This window comes from Ruegeria sp. AB6, assembly GCF_056542685.1.
The window spans coordinates 270,966-295,251 of sequence record NZ_JBQGAD010000003.1 but is presented as its reverse complement, the minus strand read 5'-3'; the positions used below and the strand labels follow the sequence as shown (position 1 = coordinate 295,251).

Annotated in this window: 28 protein-coding genes; 12 read left to right on the top strand and 16 right to left on the bottom strand. The window is 60.6% G+C overall.

Annotated elements, in window-relative coordinates; all coding sequences use genetic code 11:
- The gene (locus ACR0DB_RS09450; RefSeq protein WP_237215809.1) at positions 1-939 is read right to left on the bottom strand and encodes a formate dehydrogenase accessory sulfurtransferase FdhD; all 939 of its coding nucleotides are present in this window, start codon (positions 937-939) and stop codon (positions 1-3) included.
- On the opposite strand from ACR0DB_RS09450, the gene ACR0DB_RS09445 reads away from it, so the two are divergent.
- Both ACR0DB_RS09445 and ACR0DB_RS09440 read left to right on the top strand, forming a co-directional pair.
- Positions 938-1,648 (top strand): AzlC family ABC transporter permease, encoded by a 711-nt coding sequence (locus ACR0DB_RS09445; protein WP_170772624.1) that lies wholly within the window; start codon positions 938-940, stop codon positions 1,646-1,648. The genes ACR0DB_RS09450 and ACR0DB_RS09445 overlap by 2 nt on opposite strands.
- A complete protein-coding gene (locus tag ACR0DB_RS09440) occupies positions 1,645-1,977 on the top strand; it encodes an AzlD domain-containing protein (protein WP_170772626.1) in 333 nt (110 codons plus the stop codon). Before ACR0DB_RS09445 ends, ACR0DB_RS09440 begins: the two co-directional genes overlap by 4 nt.
- Here ACR0DB_RS09440 and ACR0DB_RS09435 read toward each other — a convergent pair.
- The 7 genes from ACR0DB_RS09435 to ACR0DB_RS09405 all read right to left on the bottom strand — a co-directional run bounded on the left by ACR0DB_RS09435 (position 1,966) and on the right by ACR0DB_RS09405 (position 8,475).
- Positions 1,966-2,598, bottom strand: a complete 633-nt coding sequence (locus ACR0DB_RS09435; RefSeq protein ID WP_480550386.1) for a hypothetical protein — start codon at positions 2,596-2,598, stop codon at positions 1,966-1,968. The genes ACR0DB_RS09440 and ACR0DB_RS09435 overlap by 12 nt on opposite strands.
- Before the next feature lie 21 nt (positions 2,599-2,619).
- Positions 2,620-2,754: an aa3-type cytochrome c oxidase subunit IV gene (locus ACR0DB_RS09430; RefSeq protein ID WP_170772630.1), complete on the bottom strand. Its 135-nt coding sequence runs from the start codon at positions 2,752-2,754 to the stop codon at positions 2,620-2,622.
- A gap of 66 nt (positions 2,755-2,820) precedes the next feature.
- Positions 2,821-3,381, bottom strand: a complete 561-nt coding sequence (locus ACR0DB_RS09425; RefSeq protein WP_480550384.1) for a hypothetical protein — start codon at positions 3,379-3,381, stop codon at positions 2,821-2,823.
- A complete protein-coding gene (locus tag ACR0DB_RS09420; RefSeq protein WP_480550382.1) occupies positions 3,368-5,206 on the bottom strand; it encodes a glycerophosphodiester phosphodiesterase family protein in 1,839 nt (612 codons plus the stop codon). The genes ACR0DB_RS09425 and ACR0DB_RS09420 overlap by 14 nt, the downstream gene beginning before the upstream one ends.
- A 65-nt stretch (positions 5,207-5,271) precedes the next feature.
- Complete coding sequence (locus tag ACR0DB_RS09415) at positions 5,272-5,721, bottom strand: DUF6173 family protein (RefSeq protein WP_480550380.1); 450 nt, start codon at positions 5,719-5,721, stop codon at positions 5,272-5,274.
- Between the two features lie 4 nt (positions 5,722-5,725).
- Positions 5,726-6,772 carry an MBL fold metallo-hydrolase gene (locus tag ACR0DB_RS09410; protein ID WP_480550378.1) on the bottom strand — a complete coding sequence of 349 codons (1,047 nt, stop codon included), beginning with the start codon at positions 6,770-6,772 and terminating at the stop codon, positions 5,726-5,728.
- A complete protein-coding gene (locus ACR0DB_RS09405) occupies positions 6,772-8,475 on the bottom strand; it encodes an acyl-CoA dehydrogenase family protein (protein WP_480550376.1) in 1,704 nt (567 codons plus the stop codon). Before ACR0DB_RS09405 ends, ACR0DB_RS09410 begins: the two co-directional genes overlap by 1 nt.
- Before the next feature lie 136 nt (positions 8,476-8,611).
- Here ACR0DB_RS09405 and ACR0DB_RS09400 point away from each other — a divergent pair, with 136 nt between their 5' ends.
- The gene (locus ACR0DB_RS09400) at positions 8,612-9,562 is read left to right on the top strand and encodes an L-threonylcarbamoyladenylate synthase (protein WP_480550374.1); all 951 of its coding nucleotides are present in this window, start codon (positions 8,612-8,614) and stop codon (positions 9,560-9,562) included.
- Here the strand turns inward: ACR0DB_RS09400 and ACR0DB_RS09395 are convergent, their stop codons facing one another.
- On the bottom strand, positions 9,563-10,117 hold the full coding sequence (locus ACR0DB_RS09395; protein ID WP_170772643.1) for a YqgE/AlgH family protein: 555 nt from the start codon (positions 10,115-10,117) through the stop codon (positions 9,563-9,565).
- A 157-nt stretch (positions 10,118-10,274) separates the two neighbouring features.
- On the opposite strand from ACR0DB_RS09395, the gene ACR0DB_RS09390 reads away from it, so the two are divergent.
- Positions 10,275-11,075, top strand: a complete 801-nt coding sequence (locus ACR0DB_RS09390; protein WP_480550372.1) for a protein-disulfide reductase DsbD domain-containing protein — start codon at positions 10,275-10,277, stop codon at positions 11,073-11,075.
- A 6-nt stretch (positions 11,076-11,081) separates the two neighbouring features.
- On the top strand, positions 11,082-11,501 hold the full coding sequence (locus ACR0DB_RS09385) for an NUDIX hydrolase (protein ID WP_480550370.1): 420 nt from the start codon (positions 11,082-11,084) through the stop codon (positions 11,499-11,501).
- Here the strand turns inward: ACR0DB_RS09385 and ACR0DB_RS09380 are convergent.
- From ACR0DB_RS09380 to ACR0DB_RS09350, 7 genes are all read right to left on the bottom strand, one after another.
- Complete coding sequence (locus ACR0DB_RS09380; RefSeq protein WP_480550368.1) at positions 11,498-14,896, bottom strand: efflux RND transporter permease subunit; 3,399 nt, start codon at positions 14,894-14,896, stop codon at positions 11,498-11,500. The two genes, ACR0DB_RS09385 and ACR0DB_RS09380, sit on opposite strands and share 4 nt — an antisense overlap.
- 5 nt (positions 14,897-14,901) lie before the next feature.
- The gene (locus ACR0DB_RS09375) at positions 14,902-16,356 is read right to left on the bottom strand and encodes an efflux RND transporter periplasmic adaptor subunit (protein WP_170772652.1); all 1,455 of its coding nucleotides are present in this window, start codon (positions 16,354-16,356) and stop codon (positions 14,902-14,904) included.
- Positions 16,357-16,462: 106 nt separating this feature from the next.
- Entirely contained in the window at positions 16,463-17,005 is a 543-nt protein-coding gene (gene moaB / locus ACR0DB_RS09370) for a molybdenum cofactor biosynthesis protein B (RefSeq protein ID WP_170772654.1), read from the bottom strand.
- Between the two features lie 6 nt (positions 17,006-17,011).
- Positions 17,012-17,632 (bottom strand): LysE family translocator, encoded by a 621-nt coding sequence (locus tag ACR0DB_RS09365; RefSeq protein WP_480550366.1) that lies wholly within the window; start codon positions 17,630-17,632, stop codon positions 17,012-17,014.
- A complete protein-coding gene (locus tag ACR0DB_RS09360) occupies positions 17,629-18,228 on the bottom strand; it encodes a metallophosphoesterase family protein (protein WP_480550364.1) in 600 nt (199 codons plus the stop codon). The genes ACR0DB_RS09365 and ACR0DB_RS09360 overlap by 4 nt, the downstream gene beginning before the upstream one ends.
- Positions 18,228-18,989, bottom strand: a complete 762-nt coding sequence (locus ACR0DB_RS09355) for a uracil-DNA glycosylase (RefSeq protein WP_480550362.1) — start codon at positions 18,987-18,989, stop codon at positions 18,228-18,230. Before ACR0DB_RS09355 ends, ACR0DB_RS09360 begins: the two co-directional genes overlap by 1 nt.
- 10 nt (positions 18,990-18,999) lie before the next feature.
- On the bottom strand, positions 19,000-19,308 hold the full coding sequence (locus ACR0DB_RS09350) for a hypothetical protein (RefSeq protein WP_170784992.1): 309 nt from the start codon (positions 19,306-19,308) through the stop codon (positions 19,000-19,002).
- Positions 19,309-19,817: 509 nt separating this feature from the next.
- Between ACR0DB_RS09350 and ACR0DB_RS09345 the strand changes: the two genes are divergently transcribed.
- The 7 genes from ACR0DB_RS09345 to ACR0DB_RS09315 are packed head-to-tail and all read left to right on the top strand — an operon-like array spanning position 19,818 to position 24,236.
- Positions 19,818-20,753 (top strand): aspartate carbamoyltransferase catalytic subunit, encoded by a 936-nt coding sequence (locus ACR0DB_RS09345; protein WP_480550360.1) that lies wholly within the window; start codon positions 19,818-19,820, stop codon positions 20,751-20,753.
- The gene (locus ACR0DB_RS09340) at positions 20,750-21,268 is read left to right on the top strand and encodes a hypothetical protein (protein WP_480550358.1); all 519 of its coding nucleotides are present in this window, start codon (positions 20,750-20,752) and stop codon (positions 21,266-21,268) included. Before ACR0DB_RS09345 ends, ACR0DB_RS09340 begins: the two co-directional genes overlap by 4 nt.
- Positions 21,253-21,639 carry a hypothetical protein gene (locus ACR0DB_RS09335; protein WP_170772665.1) on the top strand — a complete coding sequence of 129 codons (387 nt, stop codon included), beginning with the start codon at positions 21,253-21,255 and terminating at the stop codon, positions 21,637-21,639. The genes ACR0DB_RS09340 and ACR0DB_RS09335 overlap by 16 nt, the downstream gene beginning before the upstream one ends.
- Complete coding sequence (locus tag ACR0DB_RS09330; RefSeq protein WP_480550356.1) at positions 21,636-22,088, top strand: hypothetical protein; 453 nt, start codon at positions 21,636-21,638, stop codon at positions 22,086-22,088. Before ACR0DB_RS09335 ends, ACR0DB_RS09330 begins: the two co-directional genes overlap by 4 nt.
- Entirely contained in the window at positions 22,085-23,365 is a 1,281-nt protein-coding gene (gene pyrC, locus ACR0DB_RS09325) for a dihydroorotase (RefSeq protein WP_480550354.1), read from the top strand. The genes ACR0DB_RS09330 and pyrC overlap by 4 nt, the downstream gene beginning before the upstream one ends.
- Positions 23,365-23,970, top strand: a complete 606-nt coding sequence (gene plsY / locus ACR0DB_RS09320; RefSeq protein ID WP_480550352.1) for a glycerol-3-phosphate 1-O-acyltransferase PlsY — start codon at positions 23,365-23,367, stop codon at positions 23,968-23,970. The genes pyrC and plsY overlap by 1 nt, the downstream gene beginning before the upstream one ends.
- The gene (locus ACR0DB_RS09315; protein WP_170772672.1) at positions 23,967-24,236 is read left to right on the top strand and encodes a hypothetical protein; all 270 of its coding nucleotides are present in this window, start codon (positions 23,967-23,969) and stop codon (positions 24,234-24,236) included. The genes plsY and ACR0DB_RS09315 overlap by 4 nt, the downstream gene beginning before the upstream one ends.
- Positions 24,237-24,286: the final 50 nt, after the last annotated feature.

The following is a 24,286-nucleotide window of genomic DNA, read 5'->3' as shown; positions in this document are numbered from 1 at the left end:
CTACTCCGCACTCTTCCGCCTGTTTTTCTTATCCTCAACCGCCACGCTGGCCGGGTCGATGTCGCGCAGCAGGCGGTCCTCGCCGGAAAGGCACACGAACCGCTGGCCGCGCATTCGACCGATCAGGGTCAGGCCGACCTCGCGTGCGATCTCGACGCCCCACGCCGTAAACCCGGACCGGGACGCCAGCACCGGAATGCCCATCATCGCCGTTTTAATCACCATCTCGGACGTCAGGCGCCCGGTGGTATAGAGGATCTTGTCCCCAGCCTCTGCGCCTTCGGACAGCATCCAGCCCGCGATTTTGTCGACGGCGTTGTGGCGGCCGACGTCCTCCATATAGACCAGAGGGCGATTTTCGCAGCACAGCACCGTGCCGTGGATCGCCCCGGCCTCAAGATACAACGACGGTGTGCGGTTGATCTTGGCGGCCAGATCATACAGCCACGAGGTCCGCACCTGAACCTGCGGCAGGCGCACGTCCTCAAGCCCTTCCATCATGTCGCCAAAGACGGTGCCTACGGCGCAGCCACTGGTGCGGGTCTTTTTCTTGAGCTTGTCCTCATACGAGGTTTCACGCGCGGTCCGCACGACCACGGTTTCCAGATCGTCGTCATAGTCAACGCGGGTGATGTCATCATCGGCCAGCAGCATCCCCTGATTGCGCAGGAAGCCCAGTGCCAGATATTCGGGATAATCACCAATTGTCATCGCCGTCACGATTTCCTGCGAGTTGAGGAAAATGGTCAGCGGGCGCTCCTCGACCACCGAGATGTGGCTGACCTCACCATTCTGATCCACGCCCTCGACCGCGCGGGTCAGGCGGGCGGCGCCTGGATCAGGGGCGATGAGATAGTCTGACAGGTTCTGTTCGGTGGCCAATTGCAACCCTTTCCCAAGACCGCTACTGCTGCGGATAACACCATAGGATTTAGCCATGGCAGACACCACATCCAAGTCATACTTCTGGAAGGGTTTTCGCGACGGGACGCCGTTCATCTTTGTTGCGATCCCCTTTGGTACCCTGTTCGGCGTCTTTTCGACCGAAGCCGGGCTGAACGTCGTACAAACGCTGGCTTTTTCCGCCACCGTCTTTGCCGGGGCCGCCCAGTTCACCGCCTTGCAGCTTTTGCAGGACAATACACCCACTGCGATCGTGCTGGCCTCGGCTTTGGCGGTGAACTTGCGGGTTGCGATGTATTCCGCCTCGCTGACGCCGTATCTGGGGGCGGCACCGCTGTGGCAGCGGGCCTGTGCGGCTTATCTGACGGTGGACCAGACCTATGCCTGCTCGATCATGCGGTTCGAAAAAGAGCCAGACATGACCATCCCGCAACGCATGGTCTATTTCTTTGGCACCGCAACGCCGCTGACCCCGTTGTGGTTGTTGGCGACCTATCTGGGGGCAGTTCTGGGCACGCAAATTCCCGAAAGCTGGGCGCTGGACTTTGCGTTACCGATCACCTTTCTGGCCATGATCGGCCCGATGATGCGCACGCTAGCGCATGTAATCGCCGCTCTGGTTGCCATCGTGGTCGCGCTGTTGACCGTGGCTGTGCCCTTTAATCTGGGTCTGTTGATTGCTGGCACGGCGGGCATGATCGCAGGTGCGCAGGCCGAGCTGTTTCTGGAGCGTAGGAAATCATGACCCACATCGACACGACCACCATCTGGATCATCATCCTCGGGTTGGCCGTGGGCAGCTTTGCCCTGCGCTTTACTTTTATCGGCATCGTTGGCGACCGCCCAATGCCCGCATGGCTGCTGCGGCACCTGCGTTACACGGCGGTGGCTATAGTACCGGCCCTGATCGCGCCCTTGGTGGTCTGGCCCACCGCGACCGAAGGGCAGCCAGATGTCCCAAGAATGACCGCCGCTGCGGTCACGCTGGCCGTCGGGATTGTCACCAAGAACGTGATCGCAGCCATCTTCAGCGGGGCCGCAACGCTTTACGGACTGCTCTACCTATTGGGCTGAGCTAGCCTCCAACTGGTTCAAACGCGCATTGTTGAAGGCGAGACCGGTTTGCAGATCGGCGTCGTCGTTTTCCCGGTACTCGGCGGTTTGAACACCCGGTAGCTGGGCAAATTGGTCCGACAGCTTGACGGGATAAAAGGTGGTTTCGATCTGCTCGAACCCCGGCACCTGCCGCAGCAACTGAGCCGTCGAATTGGCGCAAAACGCACCTGCAACCGGCCCTGACTGCTTGGCAAGCTGCAGGGCAATCTCGGCCTGCTGAGGGGTCACTTCGACGGTTTGGATGCGCGCATAATGCGTTTCGCGCGCATGGCTGCTGCGATAAGCGCGTTCCACGTTGGGGGTGATGCCGTACAGGACGTCGTCCTTGATCGGCACCACATCCGCCCGGAATGATCCCGCAGGGTCAAAGATCACCCTTTCACTGCCACTGATCATCAGCGACGTGTGGGCACCCGAACCCGTCCGGGTGCTGATCATCGTATAAAGGGTCAGGGTCGACGGTCCGGGATCACGATAAGATCGCGACACGATCTCGGCCTGCTCGGCTTGCGGGCGTTGCGATCCGGTGCAGCCGGCCACTGTCACTGCCAGCAGGCAGGCCAATAAAATCCTGATCACAACCGACCCCGATTCTTGAATTTAAGAGGCGAAAACCGCCAAGAAGAGGCACAGGAAGGCAATCGCAACCACGCACCAGGTGGTGGCCTTGATAAAGCCGTCAAAGGTTTTTTCCTGAACTTTGATGTCCATTTCGCCGTGCTTGTGTTCAGCCATCTGAAAGATTCCCAATTCGCGTATTTGAAATGTTGGATAATCGAAAATCCAAGGGCTGTCACCACGTCATTCGCGCGCAGGTGCAAGAGACGGAAACACCGAACATCCCGGATACCCAAACCCCCAACGCCAGGGCAGCCCCGAGCATGGCGCACCCCCAAACCGGACCGCTGCATACATCGCCTCGGCCGTGACCGAATGGGCGGTGCGAATCTGGTCGAGTGTCATATCGTAGAGAACAGCATATTCTTCGGCGTGATCGGCGCCGTGCTGCTTGACGCAGGCGCGCAGCGTGTCATCGGCAGACAGGCGCGCGGTATAGCTGTCCTCAGCAAAAAGCCCGGCTCCTGCATTGTGATATGCGCGGTCATGGGTCACGCAGCAATATTCCCACGGCGGATGCGTCTGATAAAGCGCGCGGAACTTGGGAAAGGTTTCGGCCACGAAGCGCCAGCTTGATGACAAACCGCCAGAACAGCCGTCGGTTTCAAATGGCGTCAGAGGGGAACCGGCCGCAGCTGCAATCAACGCGCGGTGGGCGGGCATTTCAAGATTGCGCAGGATGTCCTGTGCTGCCGCAGGTCCCGCCATCAATATCACAAGGATGGCTGACTTAAGGGCTTTCATCGCGCATCGTCTCAGTATCAACAGACATTCCGAAGGTGGTGGCGAACCACAGCAAAAGGCGCTCAGCCGGACCCATCTCGGCACGAACGCGCAGGACCTCATTTGCCATGGCGGGGCGGTCGGTGATTAACCCGTCCACACCCATTGAGGCCATGGCAGACATTTGCAGTGGATCGTTTACAGTCCAGACATAGATATCCTTGCCTGCCGCCTGAACGCTACGAACCAATCCCGGCGTCGCCATCGCTGCGTTAACGGCGACAAATTCACCCTCCAACCCGGACAGATCGCCGACGGCAGTCGCCGCCAGAACACCAGCGCGCCAATCTGGGCGCAGCTTTTTCATCTTTTGCACGGCGGGGTATTTAAGCGACATGGTGGCGATGTCGTCCTGCATGTCGAACTCTTCCACCAGCGCGGAGACGCGGTTTTCCAGATCAACGTCGTGGCCGTAATATTTCAACTCAATAATAACCTTGGATCTGCCTTTGGCTGCCTCCAGAACCTGTCGCAGGGTCGGGGTGCGTTCATCGGCGTATTCAGGATCGAACCAACTGCCGATGTCGATCTCGGCCACATCTTCCATCGTGGCATCCCAAACCTTGGTGGGCACACCGGCCAGTTTCATGAAATCACTGTCATGGGCCACGATTACAACACCATCCGCCGATTCTTGCACGTCGATCTCGACCCAATCCGCGCCATCCTCGATCGCTTTTTCAACAGCAGCCATGGTGTTTTCGGGCCGCAACGCCGCCGCGCCCCGGTGTCCAATAACCTCGGCCCGGTCTGGGGCCTGAATGTTCTCAAGCAGGCCTTGCCCCAGCCATAGCCCGATCAGCACCGCTACAGCGGCCGCACCGACGGCGCCCAAAAGCGGCACACGCAGGTTGCCCGGCTCTGGGTGCGGCGGTTCCGAGGTCTTGATCTCGAAAAACCCATCCAGCAACACGGCCAGAGCGCCCAGTGCAGTTGCCGCCAGGATCAGCCCGGCCAGCGACCACAGACCCGCAACGATCAGGCTATAGATCAGTGCCAGCCGCAGATGCGCCGCCCCTTGCAACGGAACCAGATCGAACAGAAGCCCTGCAACGGTTGCGATCAAACCGGCAATGACAAGGCGCAGGACAAGCCAGATCGCCAGCTCAATTTTCAACCGCCCGCGTTTACCCTCCATCCGGTTGGCGCTGATGTTGAAGGCGCTAGCCGGAGCAACCCCTTCGAACAGGACCAGATGCAGACCCAGCGCCCAGGCCGACAGCCGGCGGATCAACACCCATGCCATCGCCAACATGACCGCCCCGATCAGCCCTACCGCAATCCAGAAGGACGGAGGCTGAAAGGTCAGGTAGTAGTTGATGTCATATTCCGTCAGCGTCCACCACGCGATCAGGGCCGAGACGGCCGCGAAAGGCAGAATCAACAGCAAAACCCGCAAAATAAACCGCGCGGCAAAACTAAAGAGCGCAGGCAAGCGCGACAGGATCAAACGGATCGCGGAACTGCCCGCCCGCCACGCGTCGCTTTCCCCCATCCGCAGCGATCCGGCCATGACGGAAAACACCAACACTTCGGCCAGCAGAAAGATGCTGAGCACCGCGATCGCGACCACGAAGCCGACCGGAGACAGGATGAAAGCCGCGATATCCTGATCGGTCAGGGCGGTCTGATCGGACAGCGAGACCGCCAAGTTCACCGCAATCGCCACGCCGGGCGCAATCAGGGCCACCAGCAGCAGCCGTACGGCGATGTATACCGGCACAAAAACGTGCCATCGCGCCCATGCCCCCCTGTAGGCATTTGTAACGTCAACGAAAGTCGTCATGCCGCGCCCCTCCTGAATGGTGCACTCATTCAAGGCTGCGCAAACGTGAATTGCAAGTCAGGTAATCAGCTATCTTCCAGATCAGCCGCCAGCCTGAACCCGATCCGATTGGCCGGTTTATCCTCGACCGATTTGGGTAGGGCGCGCAGCATCACGTTCAACTGACTGACGTGTTGCACCAGTTGCGTCCTCGCGCCCGTCGCATCCGATCCATAGAACGTGATCATGTCCGGATCGAAATAGCCCATCCCTTCGATCCGCATCACGCCAGCGTCGCCACCGGTAAAGCCCATGGCAACTTCGTGATCGGCATCCAGCGTCTTTTCGAAATTCTGGATATAGAGGATCAACCGCTCGTAAGCCCATTGCGCGGGGCTTTTGGTCCCGACCGGTTTCTGCAGCGTGTTGGGCAACTCCTGTGCCCCGGATTGAGCGTCAGGATTGGCATGGACCTCGTAGCATCGGGGAAGGGCTGCGGATTCTGCCGCCTCGGCCGAGGTATCGATCTTGTCCATGGTTTTACCCTTTGCGCTGAAACTCCCACGCCCCGTCTGCGCGCCGCGTCCGGGTCACCGCTCCAATGTGATAGAGATGGTTCAGATGTGCAACTGACTCGACCAGCGCCAGCCCATATTCGCCGTTGCCGATCTCTCGTTTGAACAGGGGCGGAAAGCACTCGGCGGCGGTTTTCGGCGTGTTCAGAAAATCGGTCAGACGTTCCAGCGCGCTGTGATGGTTGTTGATCAATTGCTTCATCCGCAGCGGCAGCCCGGTAAAGGGCAGTTTGTGCCCGCCCAGCACCAGATGATCGGGCTGCGCGAGGCCCTGCAAACGCTCGCACGCGTCCAGCCATTCGGCCACCGGGTCGGCCAGCGGCTCGGTGACGTAGACCCCCAGATTGGGGCTAATCGAGCTGAGGATCTGATCGCCGGTGATCACCAGATTGTCGTCGCGGCTCCAGAAGGTGGCATGTTCGGGCGCGTGGCCATTGCCGATATGCACGTCCCAGTCGCGCCCACCCATGCGGATCACGCTGCCCTGCTTGATCCGGGTAAAGCCCAGTGGCATCGGATAGACCGTGTCGCAGAAGTTAAAGGGCCGTTCGGTCATTCGTTTGGCCAGGAAATCCGAATCCATGCCGGCGCTGCGGTAATAATCCAGCGTCTCGTTCGGCCAAGTTTCCTGGACGTCCAGTTGCAGCATTCGGGAAAACAGCCAGGCGGTGCGGGTCGTGACCAGTTCGGCCCCGTGTTCGGACTGAAACCACCCGGCGTTGCCCACGTGATCAGGATGGTGATGTGTGACAACCACCCGTTTGACGGGTTTGCCAGCCAGCGGACCGACCATCAGGTCGGTCCAGATGCGCCGGGTCTTCTTCGAGGACAGCCCCGTGTCAATCACCGTCCACCCATCGCCGTCATCCAGCGCATAGACATTGACGTGATCCAGCGCCATAGGCAGCGGCAGGCGCATCCACAAGACGCCTTCGGCAATCTCGATCGCTTCACCTGGTGCCGGAGGCTCGGGCCAAGGATAGCGGATCGTCAGCGCGGTATCTCCGTCCATCAGGCCACCAGTTCATCTACGTCCATTGCGTAGATGTCGTCAGCGCCATTCTGCGCCTGCGCCAACAAACCGGCACATTCAGGCAGCAGCGCGTTGATATAATAACGTGCCAGCTTGAACCGAGGTCCATCGGCCGCAGCCAGCGCCGCCTTGAGGTGAAAATGTCCGCCCAACACGCGCGCAAACGCATGAAGATAGGGCACCGCACCGGCAAAACGGGTGTTCATATCGCTCTGCGAAACCAGCCATTCGGTGGTTTCACGCAAGCTTTCGGTCGCTTCCCAAACCGGGCCCGCAAGTTCGGGCATGGTAGCGCGGGCCTTTTCGGCGTGATCTTCGATCTCGTCCAGCAGGCGACCCGCCGCCTCGCCGCCATCCATCATCTTGCGCGCGACAAGGTCCATCGCTTGAATGCCGTTCGTGCCTTCGTAAATCGCGGTCACGCGCACATCGCGATAGAACTGCGCTGCGCCGGTTTCCTCGATAAAGCCCATGCCGCCATGCACCTGAACCCCTGTTTCCGAAACCCGCATTCCGGTTTCAGTGCCAAAGACCTTGCTGATTGGCGTCAGCAGCGCTGCGCGCGCCACCCAATCAGCATCCCCGGTGGCTGTGGCCATGTCGATGGCCGCAGCGTTGGCCAGCATGATTGCACGCGCCGCAAAAACATCGGCACGCATACCCATCAGCATCCGGCGCACATCCGCATGGTCGATGATGGTGCCCGAGGGGGTCTTGCCCTGCTTACGTTCCTGCGCATAGGCCAGTGCGTGCTGATAGGCCCCTTCGGCCGCACCCACGCCCTGCCCACCTACACCCAGACGAGCGTTGTTCATCATGGTGAACATCGCGGCCATACCGCCATGTTCCTTGCCCACCAGCCAACCGGTGGCCCCGTCATACTGCATTACACAGGTCGGCGAGCCGTGCAGACCCATTTTATGCTCCAAAGAAACCACTTTCAGGTCATTGGCCACGCCGGGGTTCCCATTCTCATCCGGCAGGTACTTGGGCACCAAGAACAGCGAAATCCCTTTGGTTCCGGGCACACCGTCGGGCAGACGCGCCAGCACCAGATGGCAAATGTTTTCGGCAAAATCGTTATCACCCCACGAGATATAAATCTTTTGGCCCGAAACCGCATAGGTGCCATCACCGTTGGGCTCGGCTTTGGAGGTCAGAGCACCCACATCTGAACCGGCCTGCGGTTCGGTCAGGTTCATTGTGCCCGACCATTCACCTGCGATCATCTTGGGCAGATACAGTTCTTTCAAGCTGTCGCTGGCGTGATGTTCCAACGCCTCGATTTGGCCCTGAGTCATCAAAGGGGCAAGTTGCAGCGACAGACAGGCGGCCGACATCATCTCGTTAACAGCCGTGGTCAGGGTCATCGGCAGGCCCAAACCACCATATTCCGGGTCAGCGCTCATCCCGATCCAGCCGCCTTCGGCAATTGCTTTCCAACCGTCGACATAGCCCGGCGAGGTGCGCAGAACGCCGTTTTCCAGGCGCGCGGGCTCCAGATCGCCGGGGCGTTGTAGCGGGGCCATAACCTCTTCGCACATCTTGCCCGCTTCGGTCAGAATTGCGCTCACCACATCTTCGCTGGCTTCCGAAAACCGGTCCGTCGCCGCGATCTGATCGAACGCGACGCCGTGGCGGAACAGGAACTCATAGTCGGAAACGGGAGCGCGATAGGGCATGGCTTCACCTCGGGGCTTTCAATGGGTCTCAAACGGCAGGGTTGGAAAACCCGGCACCCGCCGTTATTCATCTGGATTTAGACGATTAGGTACCTGTCCCCATGATACAAGCAATCGAAACGCGGCGTCACCCCTCATGATCTCCAACGGAACCCTCGAACTGTCCGCCGACCCGACCGGAATTGCGCAGGCGGCGGACCTGCTGCGGCAGGGTCTGCTGGTCGCCTTCCCGACCGAGACTGTCTATGGGTTGGGTGGCGATGCTCGCAACGGTGAGGCGGTCGCAAACATCTACGCGGCCAAGGGACGGCCCAGTTTCAATCCTCTGATCGCGCATGTCGCCTCGGTTGAGGCGGCACAGCGCTTCGTGCAGTGGTCGGATCAGGCCGAAGCACTTGCGCATGCCTTCTGGCCCGGCCCGCTTACGCTGGTGCTGCCCCTGCGCGCAGATCATGGCGTGTCGTCGCTGGTCACGGCCGGGTTGGATACGTTGGCGGTGCGGGTTCCGGCCCATCCTACAGCGCGCGCCATTTTGACGGTGTTTGACGGCCCCGTGGCCGCCCCATCTGCCAACCCTTCGGGCCAGATCAGCCCAACCACCGCCGACCACGTACGCGCCGGTCTCGACGGGCGCATCGCGGCCATTTTGAATGATGGTCCCTGTGGCGTAGGCCTGGAGTCCACAATTGTCGGGCTTGCAGGTGAGCCAACCCTGCTGCGCCCTGGCGGCGTGGCCCTGGACCAGATAGAACATGTCTTGGGCACTGAGCTTCACCACCATCAACCCGGTGGCATCTTGACGGCGCCGGGTCAGCTGCAATCGCATTACGCGCCGGATTCCCCGGTTCGCCTTGAGGCTGATCAGGCGCAGGGGGATGAGGTTTTGCTGGGTTTCGGCGCGGTGGATTGCGATCTGAATCTGTCGCCCACTAGCAATCTGACCGAGGCCGCCGCCAACCTGTTTGCCGCCCTGCACAAGCTGAACGATACCGGACGCCCGATTGCGGTGTCGCCGATCCCCTCTGTCGGGCTGGGTGTAGCCATCAATGACCGCCTGCGCCGCGCCGCCGCGCCGCGAGATAGCTGATCAGGCGCGCCCGGCGCTGGCCGACAGCGTCAGCGGATCAACACCAAGAGTCGCCAGCGCGGCCTCCCATTTGTCATCATCGGGCACGTCGAACACCAGTTTCGAGGTCGCATCCGTGGTCAGCCAGCCATTCATAGCGATCTCATCCTCAAGCTGACCCGGACCCCAGCCGGAATAACCCAACGCCAGGGTCGAATTCAGCGGCCCACGCCCCGAGGCCAGATCTTCGAGCACATCCAGCGTCGCCGTCATACTGAAATCATCCGAGATCTTCATCGAATGCAGATTGGCGTCATAATCCGCACTGTGCAAGACAAAGCCACGCGACATCTCAACCGGACCCCCGAAATGCACCAGACGTTCGCCGACAATCGGAATACGGCAGGGGATATTTAGCTGGCTCAGCAGGGTCTTGATCCGCAGGTCTGCCGGTTTGTTGATAATCAGGCCCATCGCCCCGTCATCGCCATGGCTGCACATAAACACCACCGAATGATCGAAACGCGGATCGCCCATGCCAGGCATCGCAATCAACAGTTTTCCGGTTAGGTCCATAAAACGACATCTCTTGCTGAGTCACCTTCAACAATGGCCCCTGCGGACGGGCATTGGCAAGGGATCACAGCAGTTTTCCGCAGATTTCATTCAGGTGACCGGAACGTGACTTGGAATCTGCGCTGCAACCGCGCATTTATATATTATGAACGCGCATATGACATTTTCAGCGGTCGCTTTGACCCTCATCCTCGGCGCGGCCAGTGCGGCCACGGCCGAGGTCAATGGCCCTGTGGCTGAACTGGACATTCTGGATGGTGGACGCACCGCCAAGGGCACCTATCTGGGCGCCGTGCGGGTGACGTTGCAGGACGGATGGAAAACCTATTGGCGCGCGCCAGGTGATGCGGGTATCCCGCCACAGTTCGACTGGACCAGTTCAGACAACGTCGGGGATGTGTCGATCACGTGGCCCGCACCGGATATCTTTGACCAGAACGGCCTGCAATCTATCGGCTACGAGGACCAACTTGTCCTGCCTGTCGAGATCACGCCTGCAAATCCGGCAAAGCCCGTGCAGCTGAAAGGCACTATGGACTTGGGCATATGCAAGGATGTCTGCATTCCCGAACGGCTGGGCTTTGACCATACGCTGAACGCTGATGCCGGGCGCAACCCCACTATCGCCGCAGCGCTGGCTCAGCGCCCTTATTCGGCGAAAGAGGCACGGGTGTCCGGTGCGCATTGCAGCCTGACACCCACCTCGGACGGGATCAAGATAGAAGCACGCGTGACCATGCCCTCGGCCGGAGGGCAGGAGATCGCGGTTATCGAGCCCGGCGACCCAACGCTCTGGGCTTCGCAGCCCTACACTTCGCGTCAGGGCGATACGCTGGTTGCGACCTCTGAAATCGTCAGCGCCTATGGGGCCGCTTTTGCTCTGAACCGGTCTGCAATTCGGATCACCGTTCTGGGCGAAAACCATGCCGTCGACATTCAGGGGTGCAGCGCAGGCTGACCCCGTATGACCCAAACCCCCAAAATCGGTGCGCTGGCCGTTGTCGTGCATGTCGGGCAGGTTTTGCTGGTCCAGCGTAGCAAACAGCCTGATGCCGGGCTGTGGGGGTTTCCCGGAGGTCATGTCGAATGGGGCGAAACCGTTCTGGAAGCTGCCCGGCGGGAATTGCTGGAGGAAACCTCGGTCAACGCGCGCCCGTTGCACTATCTGGACAATCTGGACGTGCTGCGCCGGGATGCCCAAGGCGCGGTTCTAAACCATTTTCTGCTGGTCGGTGTGGCCTGCGAATATATCTCGGGTCAGCCTGCCGCAGGTGATGACGCACGGGATGCACGGTGGTTTCCGCTGGATCAAATCCAACGCGGCGACCTGCCGATGAGCGACCGGGTCCCCGACCTTCTGACAACCGCCTTGCGCCGGGGCTAGGCCATGCGCCCCTTGAGCCGCGCATAGAGCAGGCCGGACAGCGCGATACTTATCACCAAAATCATAGCAGCCCCTGCGACAAAGGCCCCAAGCCCCATATTCAACGCCGCGATTCCATCTTCGGCCCCGTAAAGACCAGTCAACATCGATATCGGTGCCCCAGTGGCCAAGGGCCAAACCATGGTCAACCCGAACCAGATCAGCAGCACCAGCCCCGTTGCCGTCAGCATCGCCTGTACGACCCGATCCGGGGCACGCAGGGCGCGGCGCATAGCGGTCATCGGGCGCGAGAGGTCGTTCAGAATCGCCAGCAGCGCCGGAACCAACAGCAGCACCAACAGCATCCCGAAAGCCAGCCCATAGACCAGCGTGATGACAGTCGGCTTCAGGAACTGCGCCTGTTGCGAGCCCTCATACAGCAAGGGTGTCAAACCCAGAACCGTGGTCAGCGTCGTCAGCATGACCGGTCGCAACCGGTCGGCGGTGCCTTCGATGATCGAGGGCACAAGCCCCCTGTCCTGCTGATAGGCATCAATGGTCGTAACCAGAACAATCGAGTCGTTGATGATGATCCCGGTCATTCCCAACAGACCGACAACCGTAAACATGCTAAGCGGGACATCCCAGATGTAATGCCCCCAAATGGTGCCAACCAGACCGAACGGAATGATCGCCATGACCACCAGTGGGCGCGTCCAACTGGCAAAGACCCAGGCCAGAACCAGATAGATACCGGTCAGGCACAGGATCAGACCGGTGCGCGCCTCGGTCAGGAATTCATCTTCTTGTTCGCTGAGGCCAGCCATGGTCCATTCCACCTGCCGTTCAGCGGCGATATTGGGCAGGATCTCTTCTTGCATGGCGCGCGCAATCTCGGCTGCTTGGGCCGGATCGTCTTCCGATATATCTCCGTTGACCGAGATCACCCGCAATCCATTCTCACGCCGCACGGTGGAAAAGCCAGACTTGCGCTGGACCGAGACGATATCGGCCAGCGGCACGTAAACCCCATCCGGCGTACGCATCAGCGTGCGTTCAAGAAAATCTGCGGTCAACTCGCCCTCTGGCAGTTCAACCCTGATCTCAGCGCTGCGGGGGCCATCGGGGAACGTTGCGGCCTCGATCCCGTTTAGCCGGTCACGCAGAACACGGCCCAGTGTTTCGATGCGGAAACCCAACGCCTGCCCCTGTGCCGTCAGATCGAGGATGTATTCTTCCTTGTCATAGGCCAGATTGTCTTCCAGCGCGGACACTTCGGGGTATTTCGACAGTTCAAGTTGCAGGTCCTCGGACGCCGCCTTGAGCGTGTTCACATCCGCTCCGGAAAACTGCACGTCGATTGCATCGCCGCCCGGTCCTGACCGCCATCCCCTAAAGCTGAGCAATTCGACCTTCGGATGGCGCGGGACGTAGTCCTGAAGTTCTCCGATGAACTCAAAGCCGGAATAGGGGCGCAGGTCGGCATCGATCAGTTCGATCGAAATCCCGCCCAACAGATCTGAATCCTTGCCGTCCGCCGCAGCCAGTCCGAACCCGGCGGTGCCGCCGACCTCGGCCAAAACGTATTCGATGGGGTTGCGGCCGTGGCGCTCTTCGTAGATCTGCCCCATCTCTTCGACCGCGATCTGCAACTGCCGCATCATCGCCAGCGTGTCCGTGCGGGTCGCACCCTCGACCATGATGAAATTACCGGTGACCGAGCCACGTTCGGGCGCGTTAAAGAACCGCCAGTTCACGTCGCCCTTGATGAACAGAGCCACCTGGCTGGCCAACACCATCACCATGGCGGCCACCACCACATACCGTCCGGCGACGGCCCATGCGATCACCTTGCGGAAGACATGATCCCGCACCCAGCGGAAGCCGCGATTGACCACGCGATTGGGCAGATCATACCAGTGTTCCTTGGCCGAATGCGCAATCGCATGGGCCATGTGGTTCGGCAGGATCAAGAAGCATTCGATCAATGAGGCGATCAGCACTGCAATCACCGTGAAGGGGATATCGCGGATCAACTCGCCAAACCGGCCCCCAATCGCGGTCAGGCCGAAAAAGGCAATCACCGTCGTCAGCGTCGCGGCAAAGACCGGCATGGCCATCCGCCGCGCGGCGCGTTCGGCAGCGACCATCGGCGGCTCGCCCAGTCGTCGGGCACGGAAATCGGCGTGTTCGCCCACCACAATGGCGTCATCCACAACTATGCCCAGCGTGATGATCAGACCAAACAGCGAGACCATGTTGATCGACAACCCGCCGATATACATAAAGGCAATGGCCGCAGACATCGCCACCGGAATCCCCGCCGCCACCCAAAAGGCGATCCGCGCGTTGAGGAACAGAAACAGAAGACACACGACCAGTCCCAACCCGACCAGTCCGTTGTCGATCAAAATATCCAGACGGTCGGTGATGGCCTGCGCGCGGGTTCGGATCAGCTCGACCGTGACACCTTCGGGCAGACTGGCCTGCATTTCGGCGACCACGTCCTCGACCGTGTGTTGAATTTCAATCGCATCCCCCAGGTTCGAGCGATCAACCCGCACCGACATGGCCGGGTTTTCGCCAACGAAATAGCTGCGATCGCGGTTCACGCCCTCGACCCGGATCTGCGCCACATCGCCGATCAGCAGCTTCGAGCCATCGTCGAAATTGCGCAGAGGTATGCCCTCAATCTGCTCGGGGCTCCGTTTTTCGGTACCTGTGCGGATGCGCGCATTGGCCCCGGTCACATCGCCTGCGGGGTTGGCTGTGACCTCGGCAGCGACGGCTTGTGCAATCTCGGACAGGGTGATGTCATTGGCGATCAGTTGCGCGGTGGGCACCTCGACCACGATACGCGGCGCAGCAAGGCCCCGGATCGTGGTCCGCGTGACGCCCACGGCAAACAGGCGGTTGATCAATTCATCGGTGAACTTTGCCAACTGATCCGGCGCGACCGGCCCCGTCACAACCAGATCGGTCACCCGATCGCGCCAAGCCCCGCGCCGAATAGTCGGCTCGTCCGCATCTTCGGGCAGGTTGGTCACGCCATCAACGGCAGTTCTGACTTCTTCGACCGCGCGCGACATATCCCAGTTAGGCTCGAACTCCAGCCGAATGCGGGCATTGCCCTCGCGCGACGTCGCATCTGTGCTGGCCACGCCCTCAACCGCCAACAGTGCCGGCTCCAGCACCTGAACAATCCCGTTATCCACGTCTTCGGGGCCCGCGCCTTCCCACGCGACATTCACGTCGACCCGTTCCAGGATCACATCTGGAAAGAACTGCGCCCGCATGTTTGGGGCAGCCGCAATGCCCAGAACCACCATGACCAGCAACAGTAGGTTGGCGACGGTCCTATGGCGGGTGAAATAGCTAAGTATTCCGCTGGCCGCACCGGGGATTTCGCGCATCATCGCGCCTATCCTCCGGCCCGGTTTTCAATTCGCTGCACCAGCGAGGCGGGGACTTTAGGCTCGCTCAATTGAGTCAGCACGCGCTCTTTCATGTCCTTGGGCATCCGGTCGCTGGCTTCGACCTGCGCCACAAGCTGCGCTCGCTGTTCGTCTGACAGTTCGACCAAGCCCGCATCCGCTCCGGCGCTCGCCTCAACCCGCAACGGGCGCACACGTACCCCCGCGCCCAGCAGCGGCGTGCGGCCAATTACGACCTCTCGCCCTTCCAAGCCTTCGCCACGCAGCAGAACCTCATCCCCCTGACGGCGGACCAGTTGCACAGGCAGCGCCTCAAGCCGGTCATCGGGGCCCAGTACCAGAACCGTCCCCACCGCATCCAAAGCAGACGAAGGCAGGCGCACCACATTGTCCAGCGGCTGTTCCTGCACAGTGACGGTCACGAAATCCCCCGGCTTGAAGCCCGAGGCCCCATCAAGCCGCGCATAGATCAGACGCCCGGTCTGCCCTTCCCCGGCAGACCCACTGTCACGGCTGATCTGTCCCTGTGCAGTCAGATCCGCGCCCGTGACCTCAAGCGAGACCGTGACCGGGGCCGAGATCAGATCGCCATTTGCATCCAAAAGACGCACGAACTGCGCAGTCGAGACGCGAAAAGCGACCTCCAGCGCGTTGGGGTCCACAAGTTCGGCCAGCTTTTCGTTGGCCGCAACCAAACGCCCTTCGACCAGCGTGACATCCGTCAGCGTTCCACCAAATCGGGCGTGGATGGTCATATCGCCCAGATCACGTTCGGCGGCTTCAAGCGCGATACGGGCGCGAGACAGCAGTGTCGTCGCCTGATCCACCCGCGATTCCGCCTGCGCCAATGCGATACGTCTGGCCAGAACTGCTTGCTCGGCCGCGGCTGCTGCAAGTTCCGCATCATCCGCCGCCGCGACAGAACCAACACCCCGAGCCAGAAGGTCCTGCTGCCGTTTCATCGCGCGGTTTCGCAATTCAACCTGCGTTTCTGACGATTTCAACTCATCCTGCGCCAACAGAAGCGAACGCTCGGCGTCACGTTCTTCGAACTGGGCATCCAGCAAATCCGATTTGGCGCGATCAAGGGCCGATTGCGCATTTGCCGGGTCCAACTCGACCAGCACTTCGCCTGCGGTTACCGCACCGCCATCCTCGAAATCCTCAGACAGGGCAACGACCCGCCCACCCAGCGCCGCGCGCAGTTCCAACCGGCGACGGCTTTGAACCTCACCGAACGCTTCCAGATTAGGGGTGACGGTTACAAACTCGGCCGGGCGTACGGATACGGCAAAGATGCGTTCACGAGCCTTCGGCGGGCGATCTTCGCGGGTCAGCACTTCTTGCACGGCCCCCGCGATCATCTGGGCCGCAACAAACAGCAGCGCCAGCGTCACGGACGCCAGAAACACACCGACAAGGCTCTGCCTCAGAAATCGCATGTTGCACTTACCCCGGTTGCATCAAGCCGCCACCTACAAAAGGTAGCCGGGCGGTCAAAAATGCCAAGCCACAAAGCGGTTATAAAGTGTTGAACGTGCGAGCAGTCTACTTCCGTCGCAGATGTTCGTCCAATCTGGGCATTATTTCTACAAAATTGCAGGGACGGTGGCGATAATCGAACTGCTTTTCCAGAATCGCATCCCAGGCGTCCTTGCAAGCACCGGGGCTGCCGGGCAGCGCAAACAGATAGGTGCCACCTGCCACGCCGCCCGTTGCGCGGGACTGAACGGCCGAGGTGCCGATCTTCTCCATCGAGACAATCGTGAAGACGGTGCCAAAGGCCTCAATCTCTTTTTCGTAGACGTCCCGATGCGCCTCGACCGTCACGTCACGCCCCGTCAGCCCGGTGCCGCCGGTCGAAATCACAACGTCGATCTCGGGGTCGGCAATCCAAGTGCGCAGCTGATCTGCGATCTGGGCGCGCTCATCGCGGATGATTTTGCGATCCGCCACCGAATGGCCCGCCTTTTCGATCCGGTCCACCAAGGTTTGGCCCGAACGGTCCTCATCCAGTGAACGGGTGTCCGAGACGGTCAGGACCGCAATCCGAACGGGAATGAAATCCATGGTTTCATCAATGCGTGACATCTTGCGTCAGGCCCTTTCCAGAATAGCAAGGCGGATTGCCAGAGCAGTGAAAATCCCGCCCGTCACCCAACCAATGATACGTGAGGCGCGCGGGTTCGAAATCAGCACTCGCCCAGCGCCTCCAGCAAAAATCCCCACCAGTCCGTTCACCACGAACCCACCCAGCGCGATGATCACGCCCAGGATGAGGAATTGCGGCAGGATCGGTCCGATGGCCGGGTTCACAAATTGCGGGATAAAGGCCAGCACGAACAGGATCACTTTGGGATTGGTCAGGTTCACCACCATCCCGTCCCGAAACGCATAGCGCGCAGGTTTAGCAGGCGCATCCGCAGACACAGCCCCATATCGGATCGCACCCCAGGCCAGATACAGCAGATAGGCCACACCCATCCAGCGGATCACGTCGAACAACCATGGCAGAGCAGAAACCGCAGCCCCAAGCCCCAGCCCGGCCAATAAAACATGCACCATCAACCCCGTCGAAACTCCGGCACTAGCGACCAGCGCGGGTTTTGCTCCGGATTTCAAACCCTGCCCGAAACAGAACATCATGTCCGCGCCGGGCGTAAAGTTCAGCGCCATTGCCGCCGGGATGAAAGCCAATAGAGTGACCGTTTCGATCATACCTCAACCTCGAACCAATTCACGCGCGGCCCAATATTGGCAACCTGAGTGCGCCCCAGCGCGCCGCGATATCCCCAGCTGTCGTGGATGTGCCCATGTAGCGACATCTGCGGTTGCAACCGTTCGATCGCATCTCGCACCGCAGTCGACCCAACCGCATCACCGGTCGAGGTCACATCGCCATAGCCTTTGGGAGGCGAATGTGTGATCAGAACTTCCGCCCCTTCGCACCGGTCCAGCAACTCAGCGGCCTCGCCCTCGGACAGGTCACAGGACCAGTCTCCGAACGGCGTCGGCGGCACGCCATAGCCCAGACCGAACAGGCGCAACCCGTCCACAGTCATACTTGTCCCGTGCAGGACATGAACGCCATGCGGCGCGGCAGCGGTCAGTTCCTCGGCGCTTTCGGCGTTGCCGGGCACAAGAACCAGCGGAGCGGTGATGCCGGACAACATGTCCATCGCCTCACCCAGACCCTGCCGCATGTTGCAATAGTCCCCGGCGCCGATCACCAGATCGGCCTCGGTACTCGCTGCAACCAGTTCGGAGGCGCGGTGACGTACCATATGCAAGTCAGAAAAAGCCAGAATGCGCATCACTTACCCTCCAGCCGAGCATTCAGTTCCAGCAGATCGGCCCAGGCCTGTCGTTTGGCCTGCGGCTGGCGCAGCAGATAGGCAGGGTGGAACATGGGGATCACCGGCAGATCCAGCGCCTGAGCCCATTGCCCGCGCAGCCGGGTGATACCTCGTTTGCCCAGCACTGCCTGACAACTTATATTGCCCATGACCACCAGCACGTCGGGCTTGGCCAGTGCCACGTGACGTTCCAGAAACGGCTTCATCATCCCGATCTCTTCGGGCTTGGGGTCGCGGTTCTGCGGCGGCCGCCATGGCAGCACGTTGGTGATGTAGACGTTTTCCAGCCGATCCAGATCAATCGCCGCCAGCATACGGTCCAACAACTGACCCGCGCGGCCTACGAAAGGTTTGCCCTCACGATCTTCGTCCCGGCCCGGAGCCTCACCGATGATCATCACCCGCGCACCCGGCGTGCCATCGGCAAAAACCAACTGTCGCGCGCCGCGCTTCAACTCGCAATGGTCAAAGCCGTCCATCGCCGCGCGCAACTGATCCAGCGACCCCGCCGCTGTGGCCGCGGCCTTGGCAACCGCGACAGGATCAACCTGTTTGGGCTTTTCAGGTGCGGCCTGCGCCACCGGCTTTTTGGCTTTGGGTGCAGTATCGGGCAGCGCATAGCGGTCAACCGGCGCGTCGCCAATTGCATCCGTTGCGCCCAGTTCGATCTGCCAATCCAGCAGCGCCCGCGCGGTGTAATAGTCCAAAGCCGATTCCATGCCCCTCAATCTAACCAGCTTTTGACCGAGGGAAAGCGAATAGCACTTGATCGCCCGCCCTGCCGCGCCGACCATTGTCGCATTCATGTTGACCCTTTTGCGATTCTTTCTGGTTGCCGTTTTGCTGATCCCCTTCAGCAGCCCAAGCTTTGCGCAGATAAATGACCGCCTTGGCATTCAAACCCCAGGCATCCATAACCGCAACGGCCTGTCGCAACGCAACCGGGTTCAGGACCGCGTCAACCAATGCCGCGCGGGGCAATTGCGGTGCGGACGCAACTGCTGTCCGGTCGGGCAACGCTGCGGTTTTGACGGACATTGCATCCCACCCGGCGGCACCTATTGCGGCGGCGGGTTTTCCTGCGGTCCGTTCGAGCGTTGCATCGGCAGTCGCCGCTGCGCCCCAAAAGGCGAGAACAAGTGCCGAACTAGCCTGGATTGTCCCAGTGGCACCTCTTGCAACGGACGCGGTGAATGCGAAGCGATCCAGCTGGAGTTTAACCTGCCCCGCCCACAAGCCAAATGTGACGACGGCAGCACCTGCGCCAGCGGTACAAGTTGCTTGCCGGGCGGCGGCTGCACCCGTCCGGGTTGGTTCCTATGCGAAGAAACCGGCTCGCAATGTCGGCAGGGATTCAAATGCTCAGCCAATCAAGGTTGCGTCCCGGTCAAAGCGGTCGATTGCGGCAATGCCAAATGGTGCAGACCCGGCGAGCGATGCCTGCCCGAAGGCGGGTGCGAGAAACTGCCCGAGGGGTCGGAACCATAGGTTGCCTTAGCCCCCGCAGGTTTCTATAAGCGGCTCGATTGTCAGACAGGAGCCCGCCCATGCGTTTCGCCCATCGTCACCTTCTTGGCATCGAGCATCTGTCACAATCCGATATCACCGCCATCCTTGATCTGGCCGAGACCTATGTCGACATGAACCGACAGTCGACCAAGCATTCCGACGTGCTGTCAGGGCTGACGCAGATCAACATGTTCTTTGAAAACTCGACCCGAACGCAGGCCAGTTTCGAACTGGCGGGCAAGCGGCTGGGCGCGGATGTGATGAACATGGCGATGCAGGCCAGTTCGATCAAAAAGGGCGAGACTCTGATCGACACGGCGATGACACTGAACGCGATGCATCCCGATCTTTTGGTGGTGCGGCACCCGCATTCCGGTGCGGTGGACCTGCTGGCGCAAAAGGTGAACTGCGCCGTGCTGAACGCGGGTGACGGCAAGCACGAACACCCGACACAGGCGCTGCTGGACGCATTGACCATCCGCCGTGCCAAGGGTCGTTTACACCGCCTGAACATCGCGATTTGCGGGGACGTCGCGCATTCGCGCGTGGCGCGGTCGAACCTGATCCTGCTGGGCAAGATGGAAAACCGCATCCGCCTGATCGGCCCGCCGACCTTGGTGCCTTCGACCTTTGCCGGTTTCGGGGCCGAGATTTACGACGACATGAACGAGGGTCTGAGGGACGTCGACGTCGTGATGATGCTGCGCCTTCAGAAAGAGCGGATGGATGGCGGCTTTATCCCCTCGGAGCGCGAATATTACCACCGCTACGGGCTGGATGCGGCAAAACTGGCGCTGGCCAAACCCGACGCCATAGTCATGCATCCCGGCCCGATGAACCGCGGCGTGGAAATCGACGGCACGCTGGCCGATGATATCAACCGCTCGGTCATTCAGGAACAGGTCGAGATGGGCGTCGCCGTCCGCATGGCCGCAATGGAGCTGCTGGCTCACAACCTGCGCGAGGCCGCATGAGCAACCTGACCGTCGCCCCCCATGAACGCGGCGTGATCCGCCTATTCACGCTGGATATGCGCGCTGAGGAGGCCAAGTTCCTGCGCGAACCCGGTGCCGCCGATCAAGTTCTTGGGGTCGATGGTCTGGATACAGGGCAGATCGATATCTTTCCCGTTTCAGACCTCGAAGACCTCGGGCTTTATGGATACCTGCACGAAGGTTGCGGTGTGTCCGAGGATCAGCTGAACCGCGCCACGCTGGACGCCATCGAAGGCTGGGTGATGGTGGTGCGCAGTGCCGCGTTTCACGATCGCGCGGCCAACTTGACGCCTGACGCCCGCCTTCACCTGCAAGGACTTTATACCGAAGAGGCCACCAACTGGACCGGCGGCCCGATCGACACTGAAAGCGCGCGGCCCTTCTCGGCCCCGCAATCCCCGATCGAGACCGGCGCACCCAACCGCATCGGCTCGGCCCTGTTGGCGGTGATCATCTTGTTTGTTGTCGGAGGTGCCCTGTGGCTGATCCTGTAGTCTTCACCCCGAACAAGCGCGCCTATATCCAAACCAACCTGACCCTGGCCGCCATCGCCATGGCGGGCGCGATGATCGTGCTTTGGCTGATCGGAAACCCCTATGTCTGGACCGGAGCGCCCGCCGGGCTTGCAGCCATCGGCATCCGCGCGTGGTATCTGGCGTCCGAGGAACTGAGCAATGCGTGGGAAATGTCTGACAGCACCCTCACCGGTCCCGGCCCGCGCAAGGTTGCGCTGAACCAGATCGAAGCCGTCAACACGATGGGCAGTTTCGTGCAGGTCGTCACCAAAAGCGGCGACAAGCACCTGATCAAGTACCAAGCCGACCCCGCCGCCACCAAAGCCGCCATAGAAAGGGCCATGGGATGAGCGACGACTGCTGGCGCAAGAAAATACCCGACACTGAACAGGTGCTGTGGCATGGGCGGCCTGACCAGGGATATTTTCCTCCACGCCTGAGATGGGCATATGGCATTCTAATTGCCTGCCTTGCGCTCAGTTGGATTGCCAGCCCATGGTTTGCGGAGACTGCGCGCGATTATTGGAAGCTTATCGGTTGCACGTTGTTGTTGGCGTTTTTCATGTGGTGGGAGCGGTTGATCCGCACGCGGCGCGTCTATGTCGTGACCAACCGCAACGTCTGGTGGATCAGCGAGATATTCAAAGCAAAATCCTTGTCCGTTCATCCCGACCTGAAATTCTATCGCAACGGACACAACATCGTGTTTTCGCAGCTGCGGTTTCTGGTATTCGAATACCTGCCCGACCCGGACGCCGCCATGGCAGCCCTGATCAAAGCCCGAGAGGCCCAGACATGACCGACCAGATTTTCACCAATGCCCGCCTGATCGACCCCGAGGCCGGAACGGACACAGTTGGTTGGCTGCACGTCTCGGAAGGCCGCATTGCTGGCCTCGGCGAAGGTGTCGCTCCGGCCACAGACGCACAGGTGATCGACTGCGGCGGGCAATGTCTAGCCCCCGGCATCGTCGATATCGGAGTCAAGGTTTGCGAGCCGGGCGAACGGCACAAGGAAAGCTATAAATCCGCCGGCTTGGCTGCCGCAGCGGGCGGCGTAACCACCATCGTTACCCGTCCCGATACGCTGCCCGCCATCGACACACCCGAAACGCTGGAATTCGCCACGCGCCGCGCGCAGGCGGATGCGCCGGTCAATGTGCTGCCCATGGCCGCGCTGACCAAGGGCCGCGAAGGGCGCGAGATGACCGAGATCGGCTTTCTGCAAGATGCAGGCGCTGTGGCCTTTACCGATTGCGACCACGTAGTCGCCAATACCAAGGTTTTTTCCCGCGCGCTGACCTATGCCAAATCCTGCGGCGTGCTGGTGATAGCGCATCCGCAGGAACCGGGACTCAGCACCGGGGCCGCCGCTACCAGCGGTAAGTTCGCCGCGCTTTATGGGTTGCCTGCCGTTTCGTCCATGGCAGAACGCATGGGGCTGGACCGCGATATTGCTCTGCTTGAGATGACCGGAGCCGCCTACCACGCCGATCAGATCACCACCGCCCGCGCCCTGCCCGCGCTGGAGCGCGCCAAGCGGAACGGGCTGAATATCACCGCAGGCACCTCGATCCACCACCTGACGCTGAACGAATTGGACGTGGCCGACTATCGCACCTTCTTCAAGGTCAAGCCGCCGCTGCGGTCCGAGGATGACCGGCAAGCCGTAATTGAGGCGGTGCGCACTGGGCTGATCGACATCATCAGTTCGATGCACACGCCACAGGACGAGGAAAGCAAACGCCTTCCGTTTGAAGAAGCAGCATCGGGCGCAGTGGCGCTTGAGACGTTATTGCCTGCCGCACTGCGCCTCTATCACGCCGAGCAACTGGACCTGCCGACCCTGTTCCGCGCCATGGCCTTGAACCCGGCCAAACGGCTGGGGCTGGAGAGCGGACGACTGGCCGAAGGCGCACCAGCTGATCTGGTGCTGTTTGACCCGGACGTGCCCTTTGTGCTGGATCGCTTCAGCCTGAAATCGAAATCGCAGAACACTCCGTTTGACGGCCAGCGGATGCAGGGTAAGGTCACGGCAACCTATGTCGCAGGCCAAGAAGTATACCGGAGACCCTGATGCCCCCAATAGACAGTTCAACGGCCCAACTGATCCTTTGGGCCGCATTTGGCTATCTGATAGGGTCGATCCCTTTTGGTCTGATCCTTGCCAAGTTGATGGGGCTGGGAAATCTGCGCAATATCGGCTCGGGCAATATCGGCGCGACCAATGTCCTGCGTACCGGGAACAAACGCGCTGCCGCGCTGACCCTGATCTTTGACGCCGCCAAAGGCGGGGTCGCTGTCCTGCTGGCGCGCGCACTGGCCGGAGAAGACGCCGCTCAAATCGCCGCCCTGGCCGCGTTTTTGGGCCATTGCTTTCCGGTCTGGCTGGGGTTCAAGGGCGGCAAGGGTGTCGCGACCTTCCTCGGCCTGTGGCTGGCATTGGATTGGCGCGTCGGCGTAGCCTGTTGCCTGACATGGCTGGTGACGGCGCTGATCTGGCGCATCTCGTCTCTCGCGGCTCTGATGGCTGCGGCGATGTCGACAATCTGGATCATGGTGCTGACTGAGTCCCCGACATTTGGGCTTGGTGTTATCCTGACCTTGCTGGTCTACTGGCGCCACAGCGCCAATATCGCGCGCATCAAAGCTGGAACCGAGCCAAAAATCGGTCAGTCTTGACCGCCTCGGACACGTTTCTGACCGCATTCTTCGCAATCCCTCTTGGCACGTCTAATGGGCAGAGCGGCGCCAAATCCTATGTCGTCAGTCGATCCGAGTTGGCAGGTGGGAAATCCCACAAACTGGTGGCCCGTGAACGCGGTGGGCCGGACTATATCAGCCTGAACCTTTATCTGACCAAAAACAGCGGCGCCCTGCTGCGCCCCTGTGAGATGTCGGCACAAAAAGTCACTGAATTCGTGATTTCTTTTCAGCCCGAAAAGTAAGCATCGCCCTTTATTCATGGGCGAAACGCGTTTGTTACCTCATGATCACA

Coding starts and splice junctions, on each gene's coding strand:
- ACR0DB_RS09445 (WP_170772624.1), top strand. CDS start 938: ATGGCAGACACCACATCCAAGTCATACTTCTGGAAGGGTTTTCGCGAC.
- ACR0DB_RS09450 (WP_237215809.1), bottom strand. CDS start 939: ATGGCTAAATCCTATGGTGTTATCCGCAGCAGTAGCGGTCTTGGGAAA.
- ACR0DB_RS09440 (WP_170772626.1), top strand. CDS start 1,645: ATGACCCACATCGACACGACCACCATCTGGATCATCATCCTCGGGTTG.
- ACR0DB_RS09430 (WP_170772630.1), bottom strand. CDS start 2,754: ATGGCTGAACACAAGCACGGCGAAATGGACATCAAAGTTCAGGAAAAA.
- ACR0DB_RS09425 (WP_480550384.1), bottom strand. CDS start 3,381: ATGAAAGCCCTTAAGTCAGCCATCCTTGTGATATTGATGGCGGGACCT.
- ACR0DB_RS09420 (WP_480550382.1), bottom strand. CDS start 5,206: ATGACGACTTTCGTTGACGTTACAAATGCCTACAGGGGGGCATGGGCG.
- ACR0DB_RS09415 (WP_480550380.1), bottom strand. CDS start 5,721: ATGGACAAGATCGATACCTCGGCCGAGGCGGCAGAATCCGCAGCCCTT.
- ACR0DB_RS09410 (WP_480550378.1), bottom strand. CDS start 6,772: ATGGACGGAGATACCGCGCTGACGATCCGCTATCCTTGGCCCGAGCCT.
- ACR0DB_RS09405 (WP_480550376.1), bottom strand. CDS start 8,475: ATGCCCTATCGCGCTCCCGTTTCCGACTATGAGTTCCTGTTCCGCCAC.
- ACR0DB_RS09400 (WP_480550374.1), top strand. CDS start 8,612: ATGATCTCCAACGGAACCCTCGAACTGTCCGCCGACCCGACCGGAATT.
- ACR0DB_RS09395 (WP_170772643.1), bottom strand. CDS start 10,117: ATGGACCTAACCGGAAAACTGTTGATTGCGATGCCTGGCATGGGCGAT.
- ACR0DB_RS09390 (WP_480550372.1), top strand. CDS start 10,275: ATGACATTTTCAGCGGTCGCTTTGACCCTCATCCTCGGCGCGGCCAGT.
- ACR0DB_RS09385 (WP_480550370.1), top strand. CDS start 11,082: ATGACCCAAACCCCCAAAATCGGTGCGCTGGCCGTTGTCGTGCATGTC.
- ACR0DB_RS09380 (WP_480550368.1), bottom strand. CDS start 14,896: ATGATGCGCGAAATCCCCGGTGCGGCCAGCGGAATACTTAGCTATTTC.
- ACR0DB_RS09375 (WP_170772652.1), bottom strand. CDS start 16,356: ATGCGATTTCTGAGGCAGAGCCTTGTCGGTGTGTTTCTGGCGTCCGTG.
- moaB (WP_170772654.1), bottom strand. CDS start 17,005: ATGTCACGCATTGATGAAACCATGGATTTCATTCCCGTTCGGATTGCG.
- ACR0DB_RS09365 (WP_480550366.1), bottom strand. CDS start 17,632: ATGATCGAAACGGTCACTCTATTGGCTTTCATCCCGGCGGCAATGGCG.
- ACR0DB_RS09360 (WP_480550364.1), bottom strand. CDS start 18,228: ATGCGCATTCTGGCTTTTTCTGACTTGCATATGGTACGTCACCGCGCC.
- ACR0DB_RS09355 (WP_480550362.1), bottom strand. CDS start 18,989: ATGGAATCGGCTTTGGACTATTACACCGCGCGGGCGCTGCTGGATTGG.
- ACR0DB_RS09350 (WP_170784992.1), bottom strand. CDS start 19,308: ATGTCCGTCAAAACCGCAGCGTTGCCCGACCGGACAGCAGTTGCGTCC.
- ACR0DB_RS09345 (WP_480550360.1), top strand. CDS start 19,818: ATGCGTTTCGCCCATCGTCACCTTCTTGGCATCGAGCATCTGTCACAA.
- ACR0DB_RS09340 (WP_480550358.1), top strand. CDS start 20,750: ATGAGCAACCTGACCGTCGCCCCCCATGAACGCGGCGTGATCCGCCTA.
- ACR0DB_RS09330 (WP_480550356.1), top strand. CDS start 21,636: ATGAGCGACGACTGCTGGCGCAAGAAAATACCCGACACTGAACAGGTG.
- pyrC (WP_480550354.1), top strand. CDS start 22,085: ATGACCGACCAGATTTTCACCAATGCCCGCCTGATCGACCCCGAGGCC.
- plsY (WP_480550352.1), top strand. CDS start 23,365: ATGCCCCCAATAGACAGTTCAACGGCCCAACTGATCCTTTGGGCCGCA.